Origin of the sequence: Dryocola sharpae, assembly GCF_051307055.1 — a bacterium.
Taxonomy (GTDB): Bacteria; Pseudomonadota; Gammaproteobacteria; order Enterobacterales; family Enterobacteriaceae; genus Dryocola.
Map to the genome: position 1 here is coordinate 585621 of NZ_CP149994.1, position 17111 is coordinate 602731.

Below are 17111 nucleotides of genomic sequence, written 5' to 3' on the forward strand. Positions count from 1 at the left end.
ATGCTGCTGTACTAGTTAAATAGTATGGTGGCCTGACATGACTCAGCTCTCTCAATACTCGGCGGCGCAGGCCGAGCAAAGCAATCAGGAGTGGCTTCGCTTTGTGGATTTGCTGCAAAAATCCTTTGATAAGCAGCTGCACCTGCCGCTTTTAGCCCTGCTGCTCACGCCGGATGAACGTACCGCTTTAGGCACTCGCGTGAGGATCGTCGAAGAGTTACTGAAAGGTGAAATGAGCCAGCGCGAGCTGAAAAACGAGCTTGGCGCCGGCATCGCGACCATTACCCGCGGTTCGAACAGCCTGAAATCCGCGCCGCCAGAGCTTTGCCAGTGGCTGGAGCAGGAGCTGCTACGCAGCGGAAGCGGAAGCTAGCGATAAACTTCATTGTGAAACGGACTCAGCGCCAGCACGACCGCCTGATGGTAAACGCTGCTTCGCGTGAGCTTCCCGGCGGTAAACACGCCAATGGCGCCTTCCTTGCGGCCGATCCTGTCGATGCCGGTATAGGCCGCCATAACCGGACCAAGCGCTTCACCTGCCTTCACCTTTTCCAGAATAACCTCCGGTAACGGCAGCGTAGCCGAACGCGATTCGCCACGCGTGCGCTGGTTTTCGATAACGACCCAGCTAAACGTGCTGCCTTCATCGATTCCCGCTTCTATCGCCACCCAGAAATCTGCCCCAGGCCGAAGCTTGCGCGCGTTTATGACCCGGCATCGTGCGCCCGTTCGCGTTTCCACGTTTCCAAAGGGCTGTTCCGGTACGCCACTCTCGACGGCGACGGACTCAATATGGCAGGATCCTTCACCATAAATATCGTCAAAAGCCTGCAGAATAGCCTGAATTTTGGCAGGATTAGTTGTGGCGCAGACGACATGGTACATAATCACTGAAACTCTAAAGATTTTTTGTTGCAGCAGTATAACGGATAAAACGCATGTTACAGGTATACCTTGTTCGCCATGGTGAAACGCAGTGGAATGCGGAGCGCCGCATTCAGGGCCAGTCAGACAGCGCGCTGACTGAAAAAGGGGAACGTCAGGCATGGCAGGTGGCTGAGCGAGTAAAAGCCCTTGGTATTACTCACGTTATTGCCAGCGATCTGGGCCGTACGCGTCGAACAGCAGAGATTATTGCGCAGGCGTGTGGGTGCGATGTCACGCTTGATGCGCGCCTGCGCGAGCTGGATATGGGCGTGCTTGAGCGCCGGCCTCTGGATACGCTAAGCGAAGAAGAAGAGGGCTGGCGCCGTCTGCTGGTCAACGGTACGCCGGATGGCCGCATTCCTGAAGGGGAATCGATGCTGGAAATGAGCAACCGTATGCACGCAGCGCTCAATGCCTGTCGCGACCTGCCTGCCGGGAGCCGTCCGTTGCTGGTGAGCCACGGCATGGCGCTGGGCTGTCTGGTCAGTACGATTCTGGGCTTGCCGGCCTGGGCGGAGCGCCGTTTGCGTTTGCGAAACTGTTCTATCTCGCGCGTCGATCATCAGGAAAGCCCGTGGCTTGCGCCTGGCTGGGTGGTTGAAACGGCAGGGGATATCTCGCATTTAGACGCCCCTGCGTTAGATGAGCTGCAGCGTTAACGGCGCACCGGGATCAGATATTCACAGCGGATTTGCAGCGGTCTGTTTTCAATCCGGGCTTCTTCCTGCGGGAAGAAGCACTCAATATCCTGGCCCTTACGGCGGGTCAGGTTCAGCGACGGCATGCAGCTGCTATAAACGGTCAGAATGAAATCCTGAAGCCCTGTGCCCGGCCCTTCATAGTTAAACTGGACGTAATCGCCGCCTTCGAGCGTGACCGGATGAGAGTCCGGCAGGAAGCCGTCGGCCATTTCCGGCGTTAGCGCCGTAGTGTAGAGCACCTCCTGCTCGTCGTCTTTCTCAATACTTGGGCGCGACTCGTGCAAACCGTACAGCACGCGCGGCAGCGTTGGCGAGTTGCCGAGGAACTGTGTCCAGAACTGAATTCTCATCTCATTACGGAAATCTGAAATCTGTTCAAGCGTGCAGCTGTAACTCTGCGTGACGCCAACCAGATGCATTTCCGGCAGGGTGATAAAGTGAGCCTGCGGCGGGGTAAACTCGCCTAAACGCAGCGGCGGACACATACCAAAAGCGCTCCAGTCCGGAGAACGGCGATATAATGCCGGCGTCTGAGCGAACTGCTTTTTAAAGGCGCGGGTAAAGGTCTGCTGTGAGTCAAAGCGGTACTGCAGCGCAATATCAAGAATAGGACGAGCGGTGAGGCGCAGCGCTACGGCGGATTTTGATAAGCGGCGTGCACGAATATAGGCGCCGATAGCATGCCCCGTAACGTCTTTGAACATCCGTTGTAAATGCCACTTAGAATAGCCCGCCTTTGCGGCCACATTATCCAGCGCAAGCGGTTGATCCAGATGGCGTTCTAGCCAGGTAAGCAGATCGCGAATGATCGCAGCCTGATCCATAAAATATCCTCATCCTGACAGAGCAAATGCCGAAATTATGGCCGGATAGTAGCATTTTTTGTTCCGGGGGCGGTCAGAGTTTTTTATAACAAGTTGTGCCAGAATCAATTTGTCTTATGGATAATTTGGTTAATAACGTGATATTAAACAACTTTTCCCTGATGGCCAGATAGCCAGCCGGGATCCTCTTCATTAATGGTAACAATATGAAATACAAAGTTTTAGCAGCAGCGGGCGTCATGCTGACGCTGTCGCAGAGCGTTTTTGCTGAACAGATCGGTTCGGTGGATACGGTGTTTAAGATATTCGGACCGGATCATAAAATCGTCGTGGAAGCTTTTGACGATCCGGATGTGAAGAACGTTACCTGCTATATCAGCCGGGCCAAAACCGGCGGTATTAAGGGCGGTCTGGGCCTTGCGGAAGATACTTCCGACGCGGCGATTTCCTGCCAGCAGGTCGGGCCGGTAGAGCTCAGCGAGAAAATTAAAGCCGGTAAATCACAAGGAGAGGTGGTGTTTCAGAAACGCACCTCTTTGGTATTTAAGAAGCTGCAGGTAGTACGTTTTTACGATGCGAAGCGTAATACCCTGGCGTATCTGGCTTACTCGGACAAAGTGGTTGAGGGGTCGCCGAAGAACGCGCTGAGCGCCGTGCCGATCATGCCGTGGCATTGATGCTTAACGGCGCCAGCGGTGAATGATATAGAGCGCTGCGAACAGCGCTCCGCCGGCGATCGTCAGCGTCAGGAGGCTATCAATCAGCGGATCATCACCGCTTTCGGCAAAGTGTCCCATATACCAGAGCGTGGCCCGCTGGGTAGCAAGGCCAATCGTCATAGCCAGCAGCAATACCACGCCTGTAAGAGGTAGCTTCATGATCCGTTTAAACAAAAAGCGCGGCGCTTTGCTGTAGGGTAACTACGATCCCCCATAGCAGCGGCAGCACGACAATCAGCCAGGCGAAGAGGACCCAGAGGTAACTGGAACGATTTGCTCGCCACTCCAGCGGAACATCAGGGTCAGATATATAAGTAAAAGCCGACTGCGTTAGCTGCTCTTTGGTCATGGCGTACCTGGCCGGTAGCGACTGCACAAACAGGTTGCAGAAAAAACCAACGCACAGCAGCCCAGCCAGGACATACAGCGTGATGTCATAGATTTTGGCGGGGGTAACCCCCAGTCCAAGCTGGTATTCCCGCAAATAGTTGACCAGTACCGGTCCAAAAATTCCTGCCGCAGACCAGGCCGTAAGCAGACGACCGTGGATAGCGCCTACCATCTGCGTGCCGAAGATATCGGCGAGGTATGAAGGGATGGTGGCAAAGCCGCCGCCGTACATAGAGATGATGACGCAGAAGATCAGTACAAACAGCCATAAGTTATTCTTACTGCCGGCAAACGTCGTCGATAGATACAGAATGGCGCCGAGAGTGAAAAAGATCGCAAAGATCTTTTTTCTGCCGATAAAGTCTGACAGCGAGGCCCAGAAGAAGCGGCCTGCGATATTGAACAGGCTAAGCAGGCCGGTAAAGCCAGCGGCGACGGCGGCAATGCTGGTGAGTTGTGCCGCGTTCAGCTGATGCCAGCTCGACTCGTTGCCCAACAACCGGCCAGCAAAGACTTCCTGCAGCATAGGAGAAGCGATGCCAAGGATGCCGATACCGGCTGAGACATTGAGACAAAGCACCAGCCACAGCAGCCAAAACTGACGGGTTTTGCATGCGACGCTGACATGAACGGCCCGGCACGCTGTAAGGTTCGACGAACCCGGCGAAGATTGCCAGCCGGCGGGCCGCCAGCCAAAAGGAGGAATGCGGTAGCTCAGCGTTCCTCCGAGCATAAATAAGAAATAGATTAGCGCCAGCGTCAGCAAGGTTTGCCATACTCCCGGATCGCCACCCGCTGCATAAAACGTCATCAGTTTATTGGCGAAGGGCGCACCGATCATGGCGCCGCCACCGAACCCCATGATTGCCATACCTGCTGCCATTCCTGGCTTATCGGGGAACCAGCGCAGAAGGGTAGATACTGGCGAGATATAACCCAGGCCCAGCCCGATGCCGCCGATCGCTCCGGCTCCGAGCCACAGAAGCCAAAGCTGGTGATGGTATATCGCAAGCGCGGCCAGCAGCAGTCCTCCGCACCAGCAGATTGTGGCGACTATGCCCACCTTGCGCGGTCCGGCTTTTTCCAGCCACTGACCCCATAATGCTGCGGAACAGCCCAGGAAAATAAAGAACAATGTATAGGTCCATCCCAGCATCGATATGCGCCAGTCGCAGCTTGTGGTGGTGAGCTGTTGCCAGAAAGTGGTCTGCGGGGAGCAGGCATGTCCGGTCAGCTTAGACATAGGCAACCAGAACACGGAAAAGCCATAGGCCATACCAATACATAAGTGAATCGCCAGAGCGGCAGGAGGCACTAACCAGCGATTAAAACCGGCTCTGGCAATAATACGTTTTTTAGAAAGGAAAGCAGAATGCTCGCGGATCTCCCCAGCGCTCTGTTGCATATGTCATCTTCTCCATCCGTTTTCAGGAGCTGTTTAAGGAGCAAGAGGTATGCCAGCGAGAGGAAAAAAGGGAAAAATGCGGTACAGCACAAGCGCTGAAAGCATTTTGTTCAAAAAGTATGAAGGATGGATCGATTAAGCCGGAGGAGAAGAGTCAGAAGGGATCGCGGATCGAAAAGCGGTGCCACTATCATATTGATATACAGCGTTATCATTGCAAGAAATGAAAAACGACGCCGGAGCGGCGCCGTTTTTAGAGATCGACCGCTTATTCCTGCAGATCGCCGCAGAAACGATAGCCTTCGCCGTGGATGGTGGCGATGATTTCAGGCGTGTCCGGCGTGGATTCGAAGTGTTTACGAATACGGCGGATGGTGACGTCAACGGTGCGATCGTGCGGCTTAAGCTCACGCCCGGTCATTTTTTTCAGCAGCTCGGCGCGCGACTGAATTTTGCCAGGATTTTCACAGAAGTGCAGCATGGCGCGGAACTCACTGCGCGGCAGCTTATACTGTTCGCCATTCGGGCTAACCAGAGAACGGCTGTTGATATCCAGTTCCCAGCCGTTAAATTTATAGCTTTCAACCGAACGGCGCTCTTCGCCGATCGCGCCTAAATTCATGGTACGCGACAGCAGATTACGGGCACGGATAGTCAGTTCACGCGGGTTGAACGGTTTAGTGATGTAGTCATCTGCGCCGATTTCCAGACCGAGGATCTTGTCTACTTCGTTATCGCGACCGGTCAGGAACATCAGCGCCACGTTGGCCTGCTCGCGCAGCTCGCGCGCCAGCAACAGGCCATTTTTGCCCGGCAGGTTGATATCCATAATGACCAGGTTGATATCATTATCTGAAAGGATTTGATGCATCTCTGCGCCATCAGTCGCTTCAAAGACATCGTAGCCTTCAGCTTCAAAAATGCTTTTTAACGTGTTGCGTGTTACTAGCTCGTCTTCGACGATAAGAATGTGCGGGGTCTGCATGTTCGCTACCTAAATTGCCAACTAAATCGAAACAGGAAGTACAAAAGTCCCTGACCTGCCTGGTACATGCCATAAATTAACATGTCGGGCTAAACGTGACTAAAGTACGTAATTGCGTTCTTGATGCACTTTCCATCAACGTCAACAACATCATTAGCTTGGTCGTGGGCGCTTTTCCCTCTGGACCCGACGGTGTCAAAAACGGCTGTTATCCTAACCATTTTAACAGCAACATAACAGGCAGGACCGCTTCAGACATCTGATAAAACTACGCTTCGTTGACATATATCAATTCCAATTGTAGCACGTTAACAGTTTGATGAAATCATCGTAGCGTATTGCTAGCTTGCGTCACATTTTTTTAATAATCAACGTGGTTACGTCTAAAAGGCAATAAATCCGATCGCGCGAATTTATTTAGGGTAATAAATGCTTTTTACCTATAATAAACAGCCGGATATCATAGAATTCACCGGGCTTATTCAGCGTTTTATAGCAGAAGATTATGCGTTTCAATCAGGTTTTTATAACTTATATTGTGCCGGCGAATGTTGCATTAAAGTAAATTTGTGACGCGCATTATCATTTTAACGCCGGATTTTTCCGGATTTAACGAGTTTAAAGAGAGTTTTAATGCACTTACCCATTATCCTGGTTTCCCCGGCCAGAGCCGAGAACGTCGGCGCCGCCGCTCGTGCTATGAAGACCATGGGCTTTACCGCGCTGCGTATAGTGGCAAGCGATGCCCACCTTAAGCCAGAGGCGCGTTGGGTGGCGCACGGCGCTGGAGATATTCTTGATAATGCGCAGCACTTTGCGACGCTCAGTGATGCGCTGCACGACGTTAATTTTACCGTCGCGACTACCGCACGCAGCCGGGCCAAATTTCATTACTACGCCACGCCGCAAGAACTGGGGCCGCTGCTGGAAGAGAAACGTGAATGGGTTGGTAGCGCCGCGCTGGTCTTTGGACGCGAGGATTCGGGCCTGACTAATGAAGAACTGGAGCTGGCCGATGTGCTAACCGGCGTGCCGATGGCGGCGGATTACCCATCGCTGAATTTAGGGCAGGCGGTGATGGTTTATTGCTATCAGCTTTCTTCCCTCATGCAGCTGCCCGCAGTACAGAAGCAGGAGGCAGATGCGCAACAATTGAGCGCCTTACGTCAGCGTATCGCGGCGCTGACCGCTCGCCTTGAGGTTGCGGATGACCAGAAAATGACCGACTGGCTGCAGCAGCGTTTAGGACTTTTAACGCAGCGGGATACCGCAATGCTGCACCGATTGCTGCACGATATTGAAATAAACCTGCCAGTGAATAATGCTGATAAAAAGGCTTTGGGCAGTGATAACGTCGAGTGAAACCCGGAGTTATGCAGCGTAATCACGCCATTTTCGGCCTGTTTGCTAGCGTGTCGGGGGAAAGTAAGCCCGGGCGACGAAATCAAAAATAAATTGACTTCGCCTGGCGGATACTTTAACCAATAGGTAAATCAGATTAAGAGCACACAACATCCATGATCCGCATCAGCCCGATGACCACAATTATTACAACCACCATTACCACAGGTAACGGTGCGGGCTGACGCATACAGGAAATACGAAAAAAGCCCGCACCTGAACAGTGCGGGCTTTTTTTTCGACTAAAAATCAAGGGGTAATATCCAATGCGAGTGTTGAAATTCGGTGGTACATCAGTGGCGAACGCGGAGCGTTTTCTCCGTGTTGCCGACATCCTGGAAAGCAATGCCAAACAGGGGCAGGTGGCGACCGTGCTGTCTGCCCCGGCAAAAATTACCAATCACCTGGTGGCGATGATTGAAAAGACCATCGGTGGACAGGATGCGCTACCGAATATTAGCGACGCCGAACGCATTTTTAGCGAGTTGCTTAACGGCCTTGCGGAAGCGCAACCCGGCTTCCCGCTCGCGAAACTTAAAGCTTTTGTCGAGCAGGAGTTCTCCCAGCTTAAACACGTTCTGCATGGCATCAGCCTGTTAGGCCAGTGTCCGGACAGCATCAACGCGGCTATCATTTGTCGTGGCGAAAAGCTCTCCATCGCTATCATGGCGGCCCTGCTGGAAGCGCGCGGCCACGGTGTCACCGTTATCGATCCGGTGGAAAAATTACTCGCCGTTGGGCACTACCTCGAATCCACCGTTGATATCGCTGAATCCACCCGGCGCATCGCCGCCAGCCGCATTCCGTCTGACCATATGATATTAATGGCGGGCTTTACTGCCGGGAACGATAAGGGGGAGCTTGTCGTACTTGGCCGTAACGGCTCCGATTACTCCGCTGCCGTGCTGGCCGCCTGTCTACGCGCCGACTGCTGTGAAATCTGGACGGATGTCGACGGCGTCTATACCTGTGACCCGCGTCAGGTTCCCGACGCCAGGCTGTTAAAATCGATGTCGTATCAGGAAGCGATGGAGCTTTCCTACTTCGGCGCTAAAGTTCTTCACCCCCGCACCATTACCCCTATCGCCCAGTTTCAGATCCCATGCCTTATCAAAAACACCGGCAACCCTCAGGCGCCCGGCACCTTGATTGGCGCTGAAGGCGATAAAGACGACCTGCCGGTTAAGGGGATTACAAACCTGAATAACATGGCGATGTTCAACGTGTCAGGCCCGGGCATGAAAGGCATGGTTGGCATGGCAGCCCGCGTTTTCGCTGCAATGTCCGGCGCGGGCATTTCCGTGGTGCTGATTACGCAATCTTCCTCCGAATACAGCATCAGCTTCTGCGTGCCGCAGGGCGATTGCGGTCGTGCACGCCGCGCTATGGAAGAAGAGTTTTACCTGGAGCTGAAAGAGGGCCTGCTTGAGCCGCTGGCGATTATGGAGCACCTGGCGATCATCTCAGTCGTGGGCGACGGCATGCGCACGCTGCGCGGCATTTCCGCTAAGTTTTTTGCGGCGCTCGCTCGGGCAAATATCAACATTGTGGCAATCGCGCAGGGATCTTCTGAGCGTTCTATTTCCGTCGTGGTCAGCAACGACGATGCGACCACCGGCGTGCGCGTGACGCATCAGATGCTGTTCAATACCGATCAGGTTATCGAACTGTTCCTGATTGGCGTCGGCGGCGTGGGTTCCGCCTTGCTGGAGCAGGTGAAGCGTCAGCAAAACTGGCTGAAAAAGAAACATATCGATCTGCGCGTCTGCGGCGTGGCAAATTCAAAAGCCTTACTGACTAACGTGCATGGTCTGGATCTGGAAAACTGGCAGGCGGAACTGGCCGAAGCCAAAGAGCCGTTTAACCTGGGCCGCCTGATCCGCCTGGCGAAGGAGTACCATCTGCTTAATCCGGTGATCGTCGACTGTACTTCAAGCCAGGCGGTGGCAGATCAGTATGCCGATTTCCTCGGGGAAGGTTTCCACGTGGTGACGCCAAACAAAAAGGCGAACACCTCGACCATGAATTACTACCACCAGATACGTAACGCCGCGGCAAAATCGCGTCGTAAATTCCTCTACGATACCAATGTTGGCGCGGGGCTGCCGGTTATCGAAAACCTGCAAAACCTGTTGAATGCGGGGGATGAGCTGCGTCGTTTCTCCGGCATTCTTTCTGGTTCTTTGTCGTTCATTTTTGGCAAGCTTGATGAAGGGATGAGCCTGTCGGAAGCGACGCGCGTCGCGCGTGAAATGGGCTACACCGAGCCCGATCCGCGTGACGATCTTTCCGGCATGGACGTGGCGCGCAAGCTGTTGATTCTGGCCCGTGAAACGGGCAGCCAGCTCGAACTTTCCGATATCGTTATCGAGCCGGTTTTACCTGCATCTTTCGATTCCACCGGCGACGTTGAGTCGTTTATGGCGCGCCTGCCGCAGCTGGATGACGATTTTTCAGCTCGCGTGGCGAAAGCGCGCGATGAAGGCAAAGTGCTGCGTTTTGTGGGCGCGATCGAGGAAGACGGCAGCTGCAAAGTTAAAATTGACGCCGTGGACGGTAACGATCCACTGTATAAGGTCAAAAACGGCGAGAACGCTCTGGCTTTCTATAGCCACTATTATCAGCCGCTGCCTCTTGTGCTGCGCGGCTATGGTGCGGGCAACGATGTTACCGCTGCCGGCGTCTTTGCGGATTTATTGCGCACCCTGTCATGGAAGTTAGGAGTTTAAGATGGTTAAAGTATACGCCCCGGCAAGCAGCGCAAATATGAGCGTCGGGTTTGATGTGCTGGGGGCGGCGGTTTCGCCAATAGATGGCTCGCTGCTGGGAGATTACGTTACGGTTGCAGCGGCGGAGTCTTTTAGTCTGAACAATGTCGGGCGCTTTGCCGGTAAATTACCGTCCGAACCGCGTGAGAATATCGTTTATCAGTGCTGGGAACGCTTCTGCCAGGAAATCGGTAAGAATATTCCCGTAGCGATGACGCTGGAAAAAGGCATGCCGATTGGCTCAGGCCTTGGCTCCAGCGCCTGTTCCGTCGTCGCGGGATTGATGGCGATGAACGAATATTGCGGCAAGCCGCTTAGCGATAACCGCCTGCTTAGCCTGATGGGCGAGCTGGAAGGCCGTATTTCGGGCAGCGTTCACTACGATAACGTCGCGCCGTGCTTCCTCGGCGGCATGCAGCTGATGATTGAAGAAAACGGTATCATCAGCCAGCCGGTTCCGGGCTTTGACGAGTGGCTGTGGGTGCTGGCCTATCCGGGAATTAAAGTCTCCACCGCCGAAGCGCGAGCTATTCTTCCCGCGCAGTATCGCCGTCAGGATTGCATCAGCCATGGCCGCCATCTTGCAGGCTTTATTCATGCCTGCCACACCCGCCAGCCGGCACTGGCGGCGAAGCTGATGCGCGATGTGATAGCCGAGCCGTATCGTGCCAGGTTACTGCCGCGCTTTAACGAAGCGCGTCAGGCCGCGGCGGATATTGGCGCGCTGGCGAGCGGCATTTCCGGCTCCGGCCCGACCTTATTTGCGCTGTGCGATAATACCGATACCGCACGGCGCGTGGCCGACTGGCTAAGCCTTCATTATTTGCAGAACCAGGAAGGTTTTGTACATATTTGCCGTCTGGATACGGCTGGCGCACGAGTTCTGGGATAACGCATGAAACTGTATAACCTTAAAGATCATAACGAGCAGGTCAATTTTGCCCAGGCGATTACGCAGGGCCTCGGCAAGCAGCAGGGGCTGTTTTTCCCTCACGACCTGCCCGAGTTCGAACTGACCGAAATCGACGAAATGCTGAAGATGGATTTCGTCACGCGCAGCAGCAAGATCCTCTCTGCGTTTATCGGCGATGAAATTCCTCAGGAGCAGCTTGAGGCGCGCGTGCGTGCGGCTTTTGCTTTCCCTGCTCCGGTTAAAAGCGTCGAGCCGGATATTGGCTGTCTTGAACTGTTCCACGGCCCGACGCTGGCGTTCAAAGACTTCGGCGGGCGCTTTATGGCTCAGATGCTGACCCATATCAGCGGCGACAAACCGGTCACTATTTTAACGGCGACGTCCGGCGATACCGGTGCGGCAGTTGCTCACGCCTTCTACGGCCTGAAAAACGTGCGTGTCGTTATCCTTTATCCGCGCGGCAAAATCAGCCCGCTGCAGGAAAAATTGTTCTGTACCCTCGGCGGCAATATTGAAACCGTCGCCATTGACGGCGATTTTGATGCCTGCCAGGCGCTGGTTAAGCAGGCGTTCGACGATGAAGATCTCAAGGTAGCGCTGGGCTTAAACTCCGCCAACTCCATCAACATCAGCCGCCTGCTGGCGCAAATTTGCTACTACTTCGAAGCGGTGGCGCAGCTGCCGCAGGAGTCCCGCAATCAGCTGGTGGTCTCCGTACCGAGCGGTAACTTTGGCGATTTGACCGCAGGGCTGCTGGCGAAATCGCTCGGTTTGCCGGTTAAGCGCTTTATCGCAGCTACCAACGCCAACGACACGGTTCCGCGTTTCCTGGCCGACGGAAAATGGACGCCGAAAACCACCGTTGCCACGCTTTCTAACGCGATGGACGTCAGCCAGCCAAACAACTGGCCGCGCGTGGAGGAGCTGTTCCGCCGTAAAATCTGGCGCCTGACCGACCTGGGCTACGCCGCGCTGAGCGACGAAGAGACGAAGCAGGCGATGCTTGAGCTGCGGGCGAAGGGGTATATTTCCGAACCTCATGCCGCGATTGCGTGGCGCGCGCTGCGCGACCAGCTACAGCCGGGCGAATATGGTCTGTTCCTGGGAACGGCGCACCCGGCGAAATTTAAAGAGAGCGTTGAAGAGATTCTTGCAGAAGAGCTGCCGCTGCCGGAAGAGCTGGCGTCGCGCGCTGACCTGCCGCTGCTTTCTCACAATTTGCCAGCGGATTTTGCTGCGCTGCGTGAATTAATGATGGCTAAAGCCTGGTAGCCTGCGGAACCGCAACCGAACCACCCTGCGGGGTGGTTTTTTTATGCCTGATTATGGAGAAAATAAGCAGGAATCAAGGAGGGAAAAAGTAGAAATTCCCATAAAATGCGCATACTTAGATATTAGGATTGCGCAGGATAACAACCGGGCGTCGTTCGGCATAAGCTCTCCTTAACGACCCGATACGGGCATGAATATTTTAAGGAGTGACGTATGTTGAAATCTATCGTTCTGGCGTTATCGATTCTGGCGGTGACTCCTCTGGCCGTCCAGGCCACAGAAATAACCCTGGTGCCGGCGGTGAAGCTGCAGATTGGCGATCGGGATAATCATGGTAACTACTGGGATGGCGGCCACTGGCGCGACCACGGCTGGTGGAAAAATCACTATGAATGGCACGATAACCACTGGCGTCCGCATGGCCAGCAGCATCGTGACGATCGCCATAATGACCACCATGATAACGGTAATCATAACGGCCATTACAAATGGCACCATTAACCGAAACGCCAGCATAGCGCTGGCGTTTTGCTTTACTGCTCGTGACGCTTAAACACCAGTTCGTTTTTACCGGACGCCGCTTCATCAAAGAAGTAGCCATCGGTGTTAAATGCGCTTAGCTGTTCAGGCCTGGTAAGCCGGTTTTCAATGATGTAACGACTCATCAGCCCGCGTGCTTTCTTGGCGTAGAAGCTGATAATTTTAAACCTGCCGTTCTTCTCATCAAGGAAGACGGGCTTAATAATTTCAGCCTGCAGCTTCTGCGGTCTTACCGCTTTGAAATATTCGTCTGAAGCCAGGTTTATCAGGACATTATCGCCCCGATCCGCCAGCGTCTGGTTCAGCTTTTCGGTGATGGTGTCGCCCCAGAAATGGTAGAGGTCTTTGCCCTGCGCATTTTCCAGGCGTGTCCCCATCTCCAGACGGTACGGCTGCATCAGATCCAGCGGACGCAGCACGCCATACAAGCCCGACAGCATACGCAAATGTTTCTGGGCAAAATCAAAATCAGCTTCGCTAAATTTTTCAGCCTGTAGGCCGGTATACACATCGCCTTTAAACGCCAGAATAGCCTGACGCGCGTTCTGCGGCGTGAAATCCGGATGCCATTCGTGGAAGCGGGTTTCGTTGAGGGAGGCCAGTTTGTCGCTGATGCTCATAAGCGAGGCGATTTGCGGCGCGCTGAGCCTGCGGGCGATACCGATCAGCTGCTGCGCCTGCTCCAGCAGCTCCGGTTGGGTATAGCGATCTGTTGGGAGATCGCTTTGATAATCAAGCGTCTTAGCGGGGGAAATAACGATCAGCATGTTCGCTCCTTGCAAATTATGCCGCCTACTTTAGCAAATTTCCTGAAAGTATCCGCCAATGGATGCGATTAGCGCCGGGTTTTAGTTACGCTCAGGCCATCCCACACGCCCGGCGCCAGCTGGCTTTTAATATCCGGGAAACGATGCGGATCGAAGACCGGCGTTACGCCAAGCTTCTGCTGGCGAAGGTAATCTGCGGTAATGTCGCGCACCACCGGCGAAAGCAAGAGAATGGCGATGAGGTTGGTTATCGCCATAAGCGCCATCGCCATGTCGGCAAGCTGCCACACCAGCGGCAGGGAGGAGAGGGCGCCGAACATCACCATCGCTAACGCCAGGCAGCGGAACAGCGCCAGCGTAAACGGGTTTTTCCGTTGCAGAAAAAGCAGGTTGTTCTCGGCGTAGGCGTAATTCGCCACGATGGAGGTGAAGGCGAACAGAAAGACGATAAAAGCGATAAATCCCGAGGCCCAGCCGCCAACCATGCCGCTAAGCGCCGTCTGCACAAGGGTTATACCGTCCGTGCCGGGCGTTGGGCTATCGAGCATACCGGAAAAAAGAATAATAGCCGCCGTGGCGGTACAGATAACTACGGTATTGATAAATACGCCGAACATCTGCAGCAGCCCCTGGGAAGCAGGATGAGGAGGCCATGCGGACGCCGCGGCGGCGGCGTTGGGCGTGGATCCCATTCCCGCCTCGTTAGAAAACATGCTGCGCTGAAATCCCGCCGTCATCGCCTGGCCTAACGTAAAGGCCAGCGCTCCGGAAGCCGCTTCCTGCCAGCCGAAAGCGCTTTTCATCACCAGCATGATGACCTCCGGCACCCGAGCGATATGCAGCGCGACAACGTACAGGCCCATCATCACCCAGATTAGCGCCATGCAAGGCACCAGGTATTGCGCAAGACGCGCCGTGCCGCGCATGCCGCCCCAGATAACGCCGGCGGTTAGCACAACCAGCAGGATGCCCACCCAGGTTTTCGGCACGCCAAAGGCGTGATTTACCGCGCTGGCAATGGAATTTGCCTGTACGGCGTTGAAAATCAGCCCGAAGGCGAGCATCAAAAAGAGCGAGAAAATTACCCCCATCCAGCGCATCCCCAGGCCGCTTTCCATGTACCAGGCTGGGCCGCCGCGATAGCGGCCTTCGCTGTCGCGGCGTTTATAAAGCTGCGCCAGAGAACATTCAGCAAAGGAAGTCGCCATGCCGATGAGAGCCACTACCCACATCCAGAAAACCGCGCCGGGTCCGCCCATCGTCAGCGCCAGCGCAACGCCCGCGATATTACCGCTGCCGACGCGTGCGGCAAGGCTTGTACAAAGCGCCTGGAAGGGTGAGATCCCCGCGCTGTCGCGGGAAGGCTGCGACCGGATAAGCGAGCGAAACTGGGTAAAATAGCGGAACTGGACAAAGCCGCAGCGAAAAGTAAACCAGAGGCCTGCACCGGCAAGCAGGTAGATCAGCACGGATCCCCACAGTATATCGTTGATAAACTGGAGAAATTCGATCATTACTGTCCCTCTTGTCAATGCGCGACGGGCGCGGCCGGGCGGCGTTGATAGCGCGCAGCCCATTACAACGCGTGCAAATATTTCGGGCAGTTTATCATATTTGCCCCGGCCTTCTGGCTGCGTGCTGCTACGGTTGCACCTGACTTGCGTCGTGATATCATCAGGCAAGACCGGTTACATCTCCCTAACAAGCTACACCTGACGAGAAACACTATCATGACGGATAAATTGACCTCCCTGCGTCAGCTAACCACAGTGGTTGCTGACACCGGAGATATCGCGGCAATGAAGTTGTACCAGCCGCAGGATGCTACGACGAACCCTTCCCTGATTCTGAACGCAGCGCAAATCCCTGAATACCGCAAACTGATTGACGATGCGGTGACGTGGGCGCGTGAGCAGAGCAGCGATCGGGCACAGCAGGTCGTGGACGCCGCCGACAGGCTGGCGGTAAACATTGGTCTGGAAATCCTCAAACTGATCCCGGGCCGCATCTCTACAGAAGTTGACGCTCGTCTCTCCTATGACACCGAAGCCAGCATCGCGAAAGCCAAACGTCTGATTAAGCTCTACAACGACGCGGGCATCAGCAACGATCGTATCCTGATCAAACTGGCTTCTACCTGGCAGGGCATCCGCGCCGCTGAGCAGCTGGAAAAAGAAGGCATCAACTGTAACCTGACCCTGCTGTTCTCCTTTGCTCAGGCTCGCGCCTGCGCAGAAGCGGGCGTGTTCCTGATTTCTCCGTTCGTTGGCCGTATCCTCGACTGGTACAAAGCTAACACCGATAAGAAAGAGTACGCGCCGCAGGAAGATCCGGGCGTGGTCTCCGTAGCTGAAATCTATCAGTACTACAAACAGCACGGTTACGAGACCGTGGTGATGGGCGCAAGCTTCCGTAACGTCGGCGAAATCCTTGAGCTGGCCGGCTGCGACCGTCTGACCATCGCGCCGGCGCTGCTTAAAGAGCTGGCGGAAAGCGAAGGCGCGGTTGAGCGTAAACTGGCCTACAGCGGCGAGGTGAAAGCCCGTCCTGAGCGTATCACCGAATCCCAGTTCCTGTGGCAGCACAACCAGGATCCAATGGCCGTTGATAAACTGGCTGACGGTATCCGCAAGTTTGCCGTCGACCAGGAAAAACTGGAAAAAACGATCGGCGATCTGCTGTAACCATCGGCGTGGCCGGGGTTCCCGGTCACGCTTTTTAGCGTTATCCCCTGTCTGCAATTCCCTTCGCCGTGTATCATTCCGCCTAAGATTTGACTCCCCGGGAATGATATGAATATCTTACGCATTGGTTTAATTTCCATCTCTGACCGCGCCTCAAGCGGCGTCTATCAGGATAAAGGCATTCCAGCCCTGGCTGCCTGGCTTGAGCGTACGCTTACCACCCCTTTCCAGATTGAAACCCGCCTGATCCCAGACGAACAGTCGGTAATCGAACAGACGCTTTGCGAACTCGTCGATGAGATGACCTGCCACCTCGTGCTGACGACCGGCGGCACCGGCCCGGCTCGCCGCGACGTTACCCCGGATGCAACGCTTGCGATTGCCGACCGCGTAATGCCCGGCTTCGGCGAGCAGATGCGGCAGATAAGCCTGCATTTTGTGCCGACGGCGATCCTGTCCCGTCAGGTAGGCGTGATTCGTAAACAGGCGCTGATCCTCAACCTGCCGGGCCAGCCGAAGTCTATTCAGGAAACGCTTGAAGGCGTGAAGGATGAAAGCGGTAAAGTGCTCGTACCCGGCATTTTTGCAAGTGTACCTTATTGTGTACAGCTGCTGGAGGGGCCTTATATCGAAACCGATCCGACAGTAGTAGCAGCTTTCCGTCCAAAGAGCGCTCTGCGCGAGACAAAATCCTAAAGTTATGGCGTTTATGACATAAGATGTAGTGCCTGTGGAGTGCCGATGTTTAACCGTTATAGTAATGTTTGCTTTACAGCTAAACGGCAATAATAATCACACTCCTCTTTGACGCGCGG

The 17111-nt window shown here is 54.7% G+C and carries 18 protein-coding genes, 1 pseudogene and 1 other annotated feature; of the genes and pseudogenes, 12 read left to right on the forward strand and 7 right to left on the reverse strand.

Going from position 1 to position 17111, the window contains the following annotated elements:
* Positions 1-37 precede the first annotated feature (37 nt).
* Complete coding sequence (gene trpR / locus WLO31_RS02830; protein ID WP_435929008.1) at positions 38-373, forward strand: trp operon repressor; 336 nt, start codon at positions 38-40, stop codon at positions 371-373.
* Here the strand turns inward: trpR and yjjX are convergent.
* Positions 370-885 carry an inosine/xanthosine triphosphatase gene (yjjX, locus tag WLO31_RS02835; protein ID WP_435930489.1) on the reverse strand — a complete coding sequence of 172 codons (516 nt, stop codon included), beginning with the start codon at positions 883-885 and terminating at the stop codon, positions 370-372. The two genes, trpR and yjjX, sit on opposite strands and share 4 nt — an antisense overlap.
* A gap of 53 nt (positions 886-938) precedes the next feature.
* Between yjjX and gpmB the strand changes: the two genes are divergently transcribed.
* Complete coding sequence (gpmB, locus tag WLO31_RS02840; protein ID WP_435929009.1) at positions 939-1586, forward strand: 2,3-diphosphoglycerate-dependent phosphoglycerate mutase GpmB; 648 nt, start codon at positions 939-941, stop codon at positions 1584-1586.
* Here the strand turns inward: gpmB and robA are convergent.
* Complete coding sequence (robA, locus tag WLO31_RS02845) at positions 1583-2452, reverse strand: MDR efflux pump AcrAB transcriptional activator RobA (protein WP_435929010.1); 870 nt, start codon at positions 2450-2452, stop codon at positions 1583-1585. The two genes, gpmB and robA, sit on opposite strands and share 4 nt — an antisense overlap.
* Positions 2453-2658: 206 nt before the next feature.
* On the opposite strand from robA, the gene creA reads away from it, so the two are divergent.
* On the forward strand, positions 2659-3129 hold the full coding sequence (gene creA, locus WLO31_RS02850; RefSeq protein WP_435929011.1) for a protein CreA: 471 nt from the start codon (positions 2659-2661) through the stop codon (positions 3127-3129).
* A gap of 3 nt (positions 3130-3132) precedes the next feature.
* Here creA and WLO31_RS02855 read toward each other — a convergent pair whose 3' ends face one another.
* The 3 genes from WLO31_RS02855 to arcA all read right to left on the reverse strand — a co-directional run bounded on the left by WLO31_RS02855 (position 3133) and on the right by arcA (position 5951).
* A complete protein-coding gene (locus WLO31_RS02855) occupies positions 3133-3330 on the reverse strand; it encodes a hypothetical protein (protein ID WP_435929012.1) in 198 nt (65 codons plus the stop codon).
* A gap of 7 nt (positions 3331-3337) precedes the next feature.
* On the reverse strand, positions 3338-4966 hold the full coding sequence (locus WLO31_RS02860; RefSeq protein ID WP_435929013.1) for an OFA family MFS transporter: 1629 nt from the start codon (positions 4964-4966) through the stop codon (positions 3338-3340).
* Positions 4967-5234: 268 nt separating this feature from the next.
* Positions 5235-5951 (reverse strand): two-component system response regulator ArcA, encoded by a 717-nt coding sequence (gene arcA / locus WLO31_RS02865; RefSeq protein ID WP_435929014.1) that lies wholly within the window; start codon positions 5949-5951, stop codon positions 5235-5237.
* A gap of 95 nt (positions 5952-6046) precedes the next feature.
* Here arcA and yjjY point away from each other — a divergent pair.
* From yjjY to WLO31_RS02900, 7 genes and pseudogenes are all read left to right on the forward strand, one after another.
* Positions 6047-6188, forward strand: a pseudogene (gene yjjY / locus WLO31_RS02870) (protein YjjY).
* A 396-nt stretch (positions 6189-6584) separates the two neighbouring features.
* Positions 6585-7313 carry a tRNA/rRNA methyltransferase gene (locus tag WLO31_RS02875; protein WP_435929015.1) on the forward strand — a complete coding sequence of 243 codons (729 nt, stop codon included), beginning with the start codon at positions 6585-6587 and terminating at the stop codon, positions 7311-7313.
* Positions 7314-7468: 155 nt separating this feature from the next.
* Positions 7469-7537: a thr operon leader peptide gene (thrL, locus tag WLO31_RS02880; RefSeq protein WP_072009468.1), complete on the forward strand. Its 69-nt coding sequence runs from the start codon at positions 7469-7471 to the stop codon at positions 7535-7537.
* Positions 7476-7592: a sequence feature (Thr leader region), on the forward strand. It overlaps the preceding gene by 62 nt.
* Positions 7593-7618: 26 nt before the next feature.
* A complete protein-coding gene (gene thrA, locus WLO31_RS02885) occupies positions 7619-10081 on the forward strand; it encodes a bifunctional aspartate kinase/homoserine dehydrogenase I (protein ID WP_435929016.1) in 2463 nt (820 codons plus the stop codon).
* Position 10082: 1 nt separating this feature from the next.
* On the forward strand, positions 10083-11012 hold the full coding sequence (thrB, locus tag WLO31_RS02890) for a homoserine kinase (protein ID WP_435929017.1): 930 nt from the start codon (positions 10083-10085) through the stop codon (positions 11010-11012).
* 3 nt (positions 11013-11015) lie between these two features.
* Positions 11016-12305 (forward strand): threonine synthase, encoded by a 1290-nt coding sequence (gene thrC, locus WLO31_RS02895; protein ID WP_435929018.1) that lies wholly within the window; start codon positions 11016-11018, stop codon positions 12303-12305.
* Positions 12306-12518: 213 nt separating this feature from the next.
* Positions 12519-12806, forward strand: a complete 288-nt coding sequence (locus tag WLO31_RS02900; RefSeq protein WP_435929019.1) for a DUF2502 domain-containing protein — start codon at positions 12519-12521, stop codon at positions 12804-12806.
* Between the two features lie 32 nt (positions 12807-12838).
* Here WLO31_RS02900 and yaaA read toward each other — a convergent pair whose 3' ends face one another.
* Together yaaA and WLO31_RS02910 are read right to left on the reverse strand one after the other, a co-directional pair.
* The gene (gene yaaA, locus WLO31_RS02905) at positions 12839-13612 is read right to left on the reverse strand and encodes a peroxide stress protein YaaA (protein ID WP_435929020.1); all 774 of its coding nucleotides are present in this window, start codon (positions 13610-13612) and stop codon (positions 12839-12841) included.
* Positions 13613-13680: 68 nt separating this feature from the next.
* On the reverse strand, positions 13681-15126 hold the full coding sequence (locus tag WLO31_RS02910) for an alanine/glycine:cation symporter family protein (RefSeq protein ID WP_435929021.1): 1446 nt from the start codon (positions 15124-15126) through the stop codon (positions 13681-13683).
* A 216-nt stretch (positions 15127-15342) separates the two neighbouring features.
* Here WLO31_RS02910 and tal point away from each other — a divergent pair, with 216 nt between their 5' ends.
* On the forward strand, positions 15343-16296 hold the full coding sequence (tal, locus tag WLO31_RS02915) for a transaldolase (protein WP_435929022.1): 954 nt from the start codon (positions 15343-15345) through the stop codon (positions 16294-16296).
* Positions 16297-16404: 108 nt separating this feature from the next.
* A complete protein-coding gene (gene mog / locus WLO31_RS02920) occupies positions 16405-16992 on the forward strand; it encodes a molybdopterin adenylyltransferase (protein WP_435929023.1) in 588 nt (195 codons plus the stop codon).
* Positions 16993-17111: the final 119 nt, after the last annotated feature.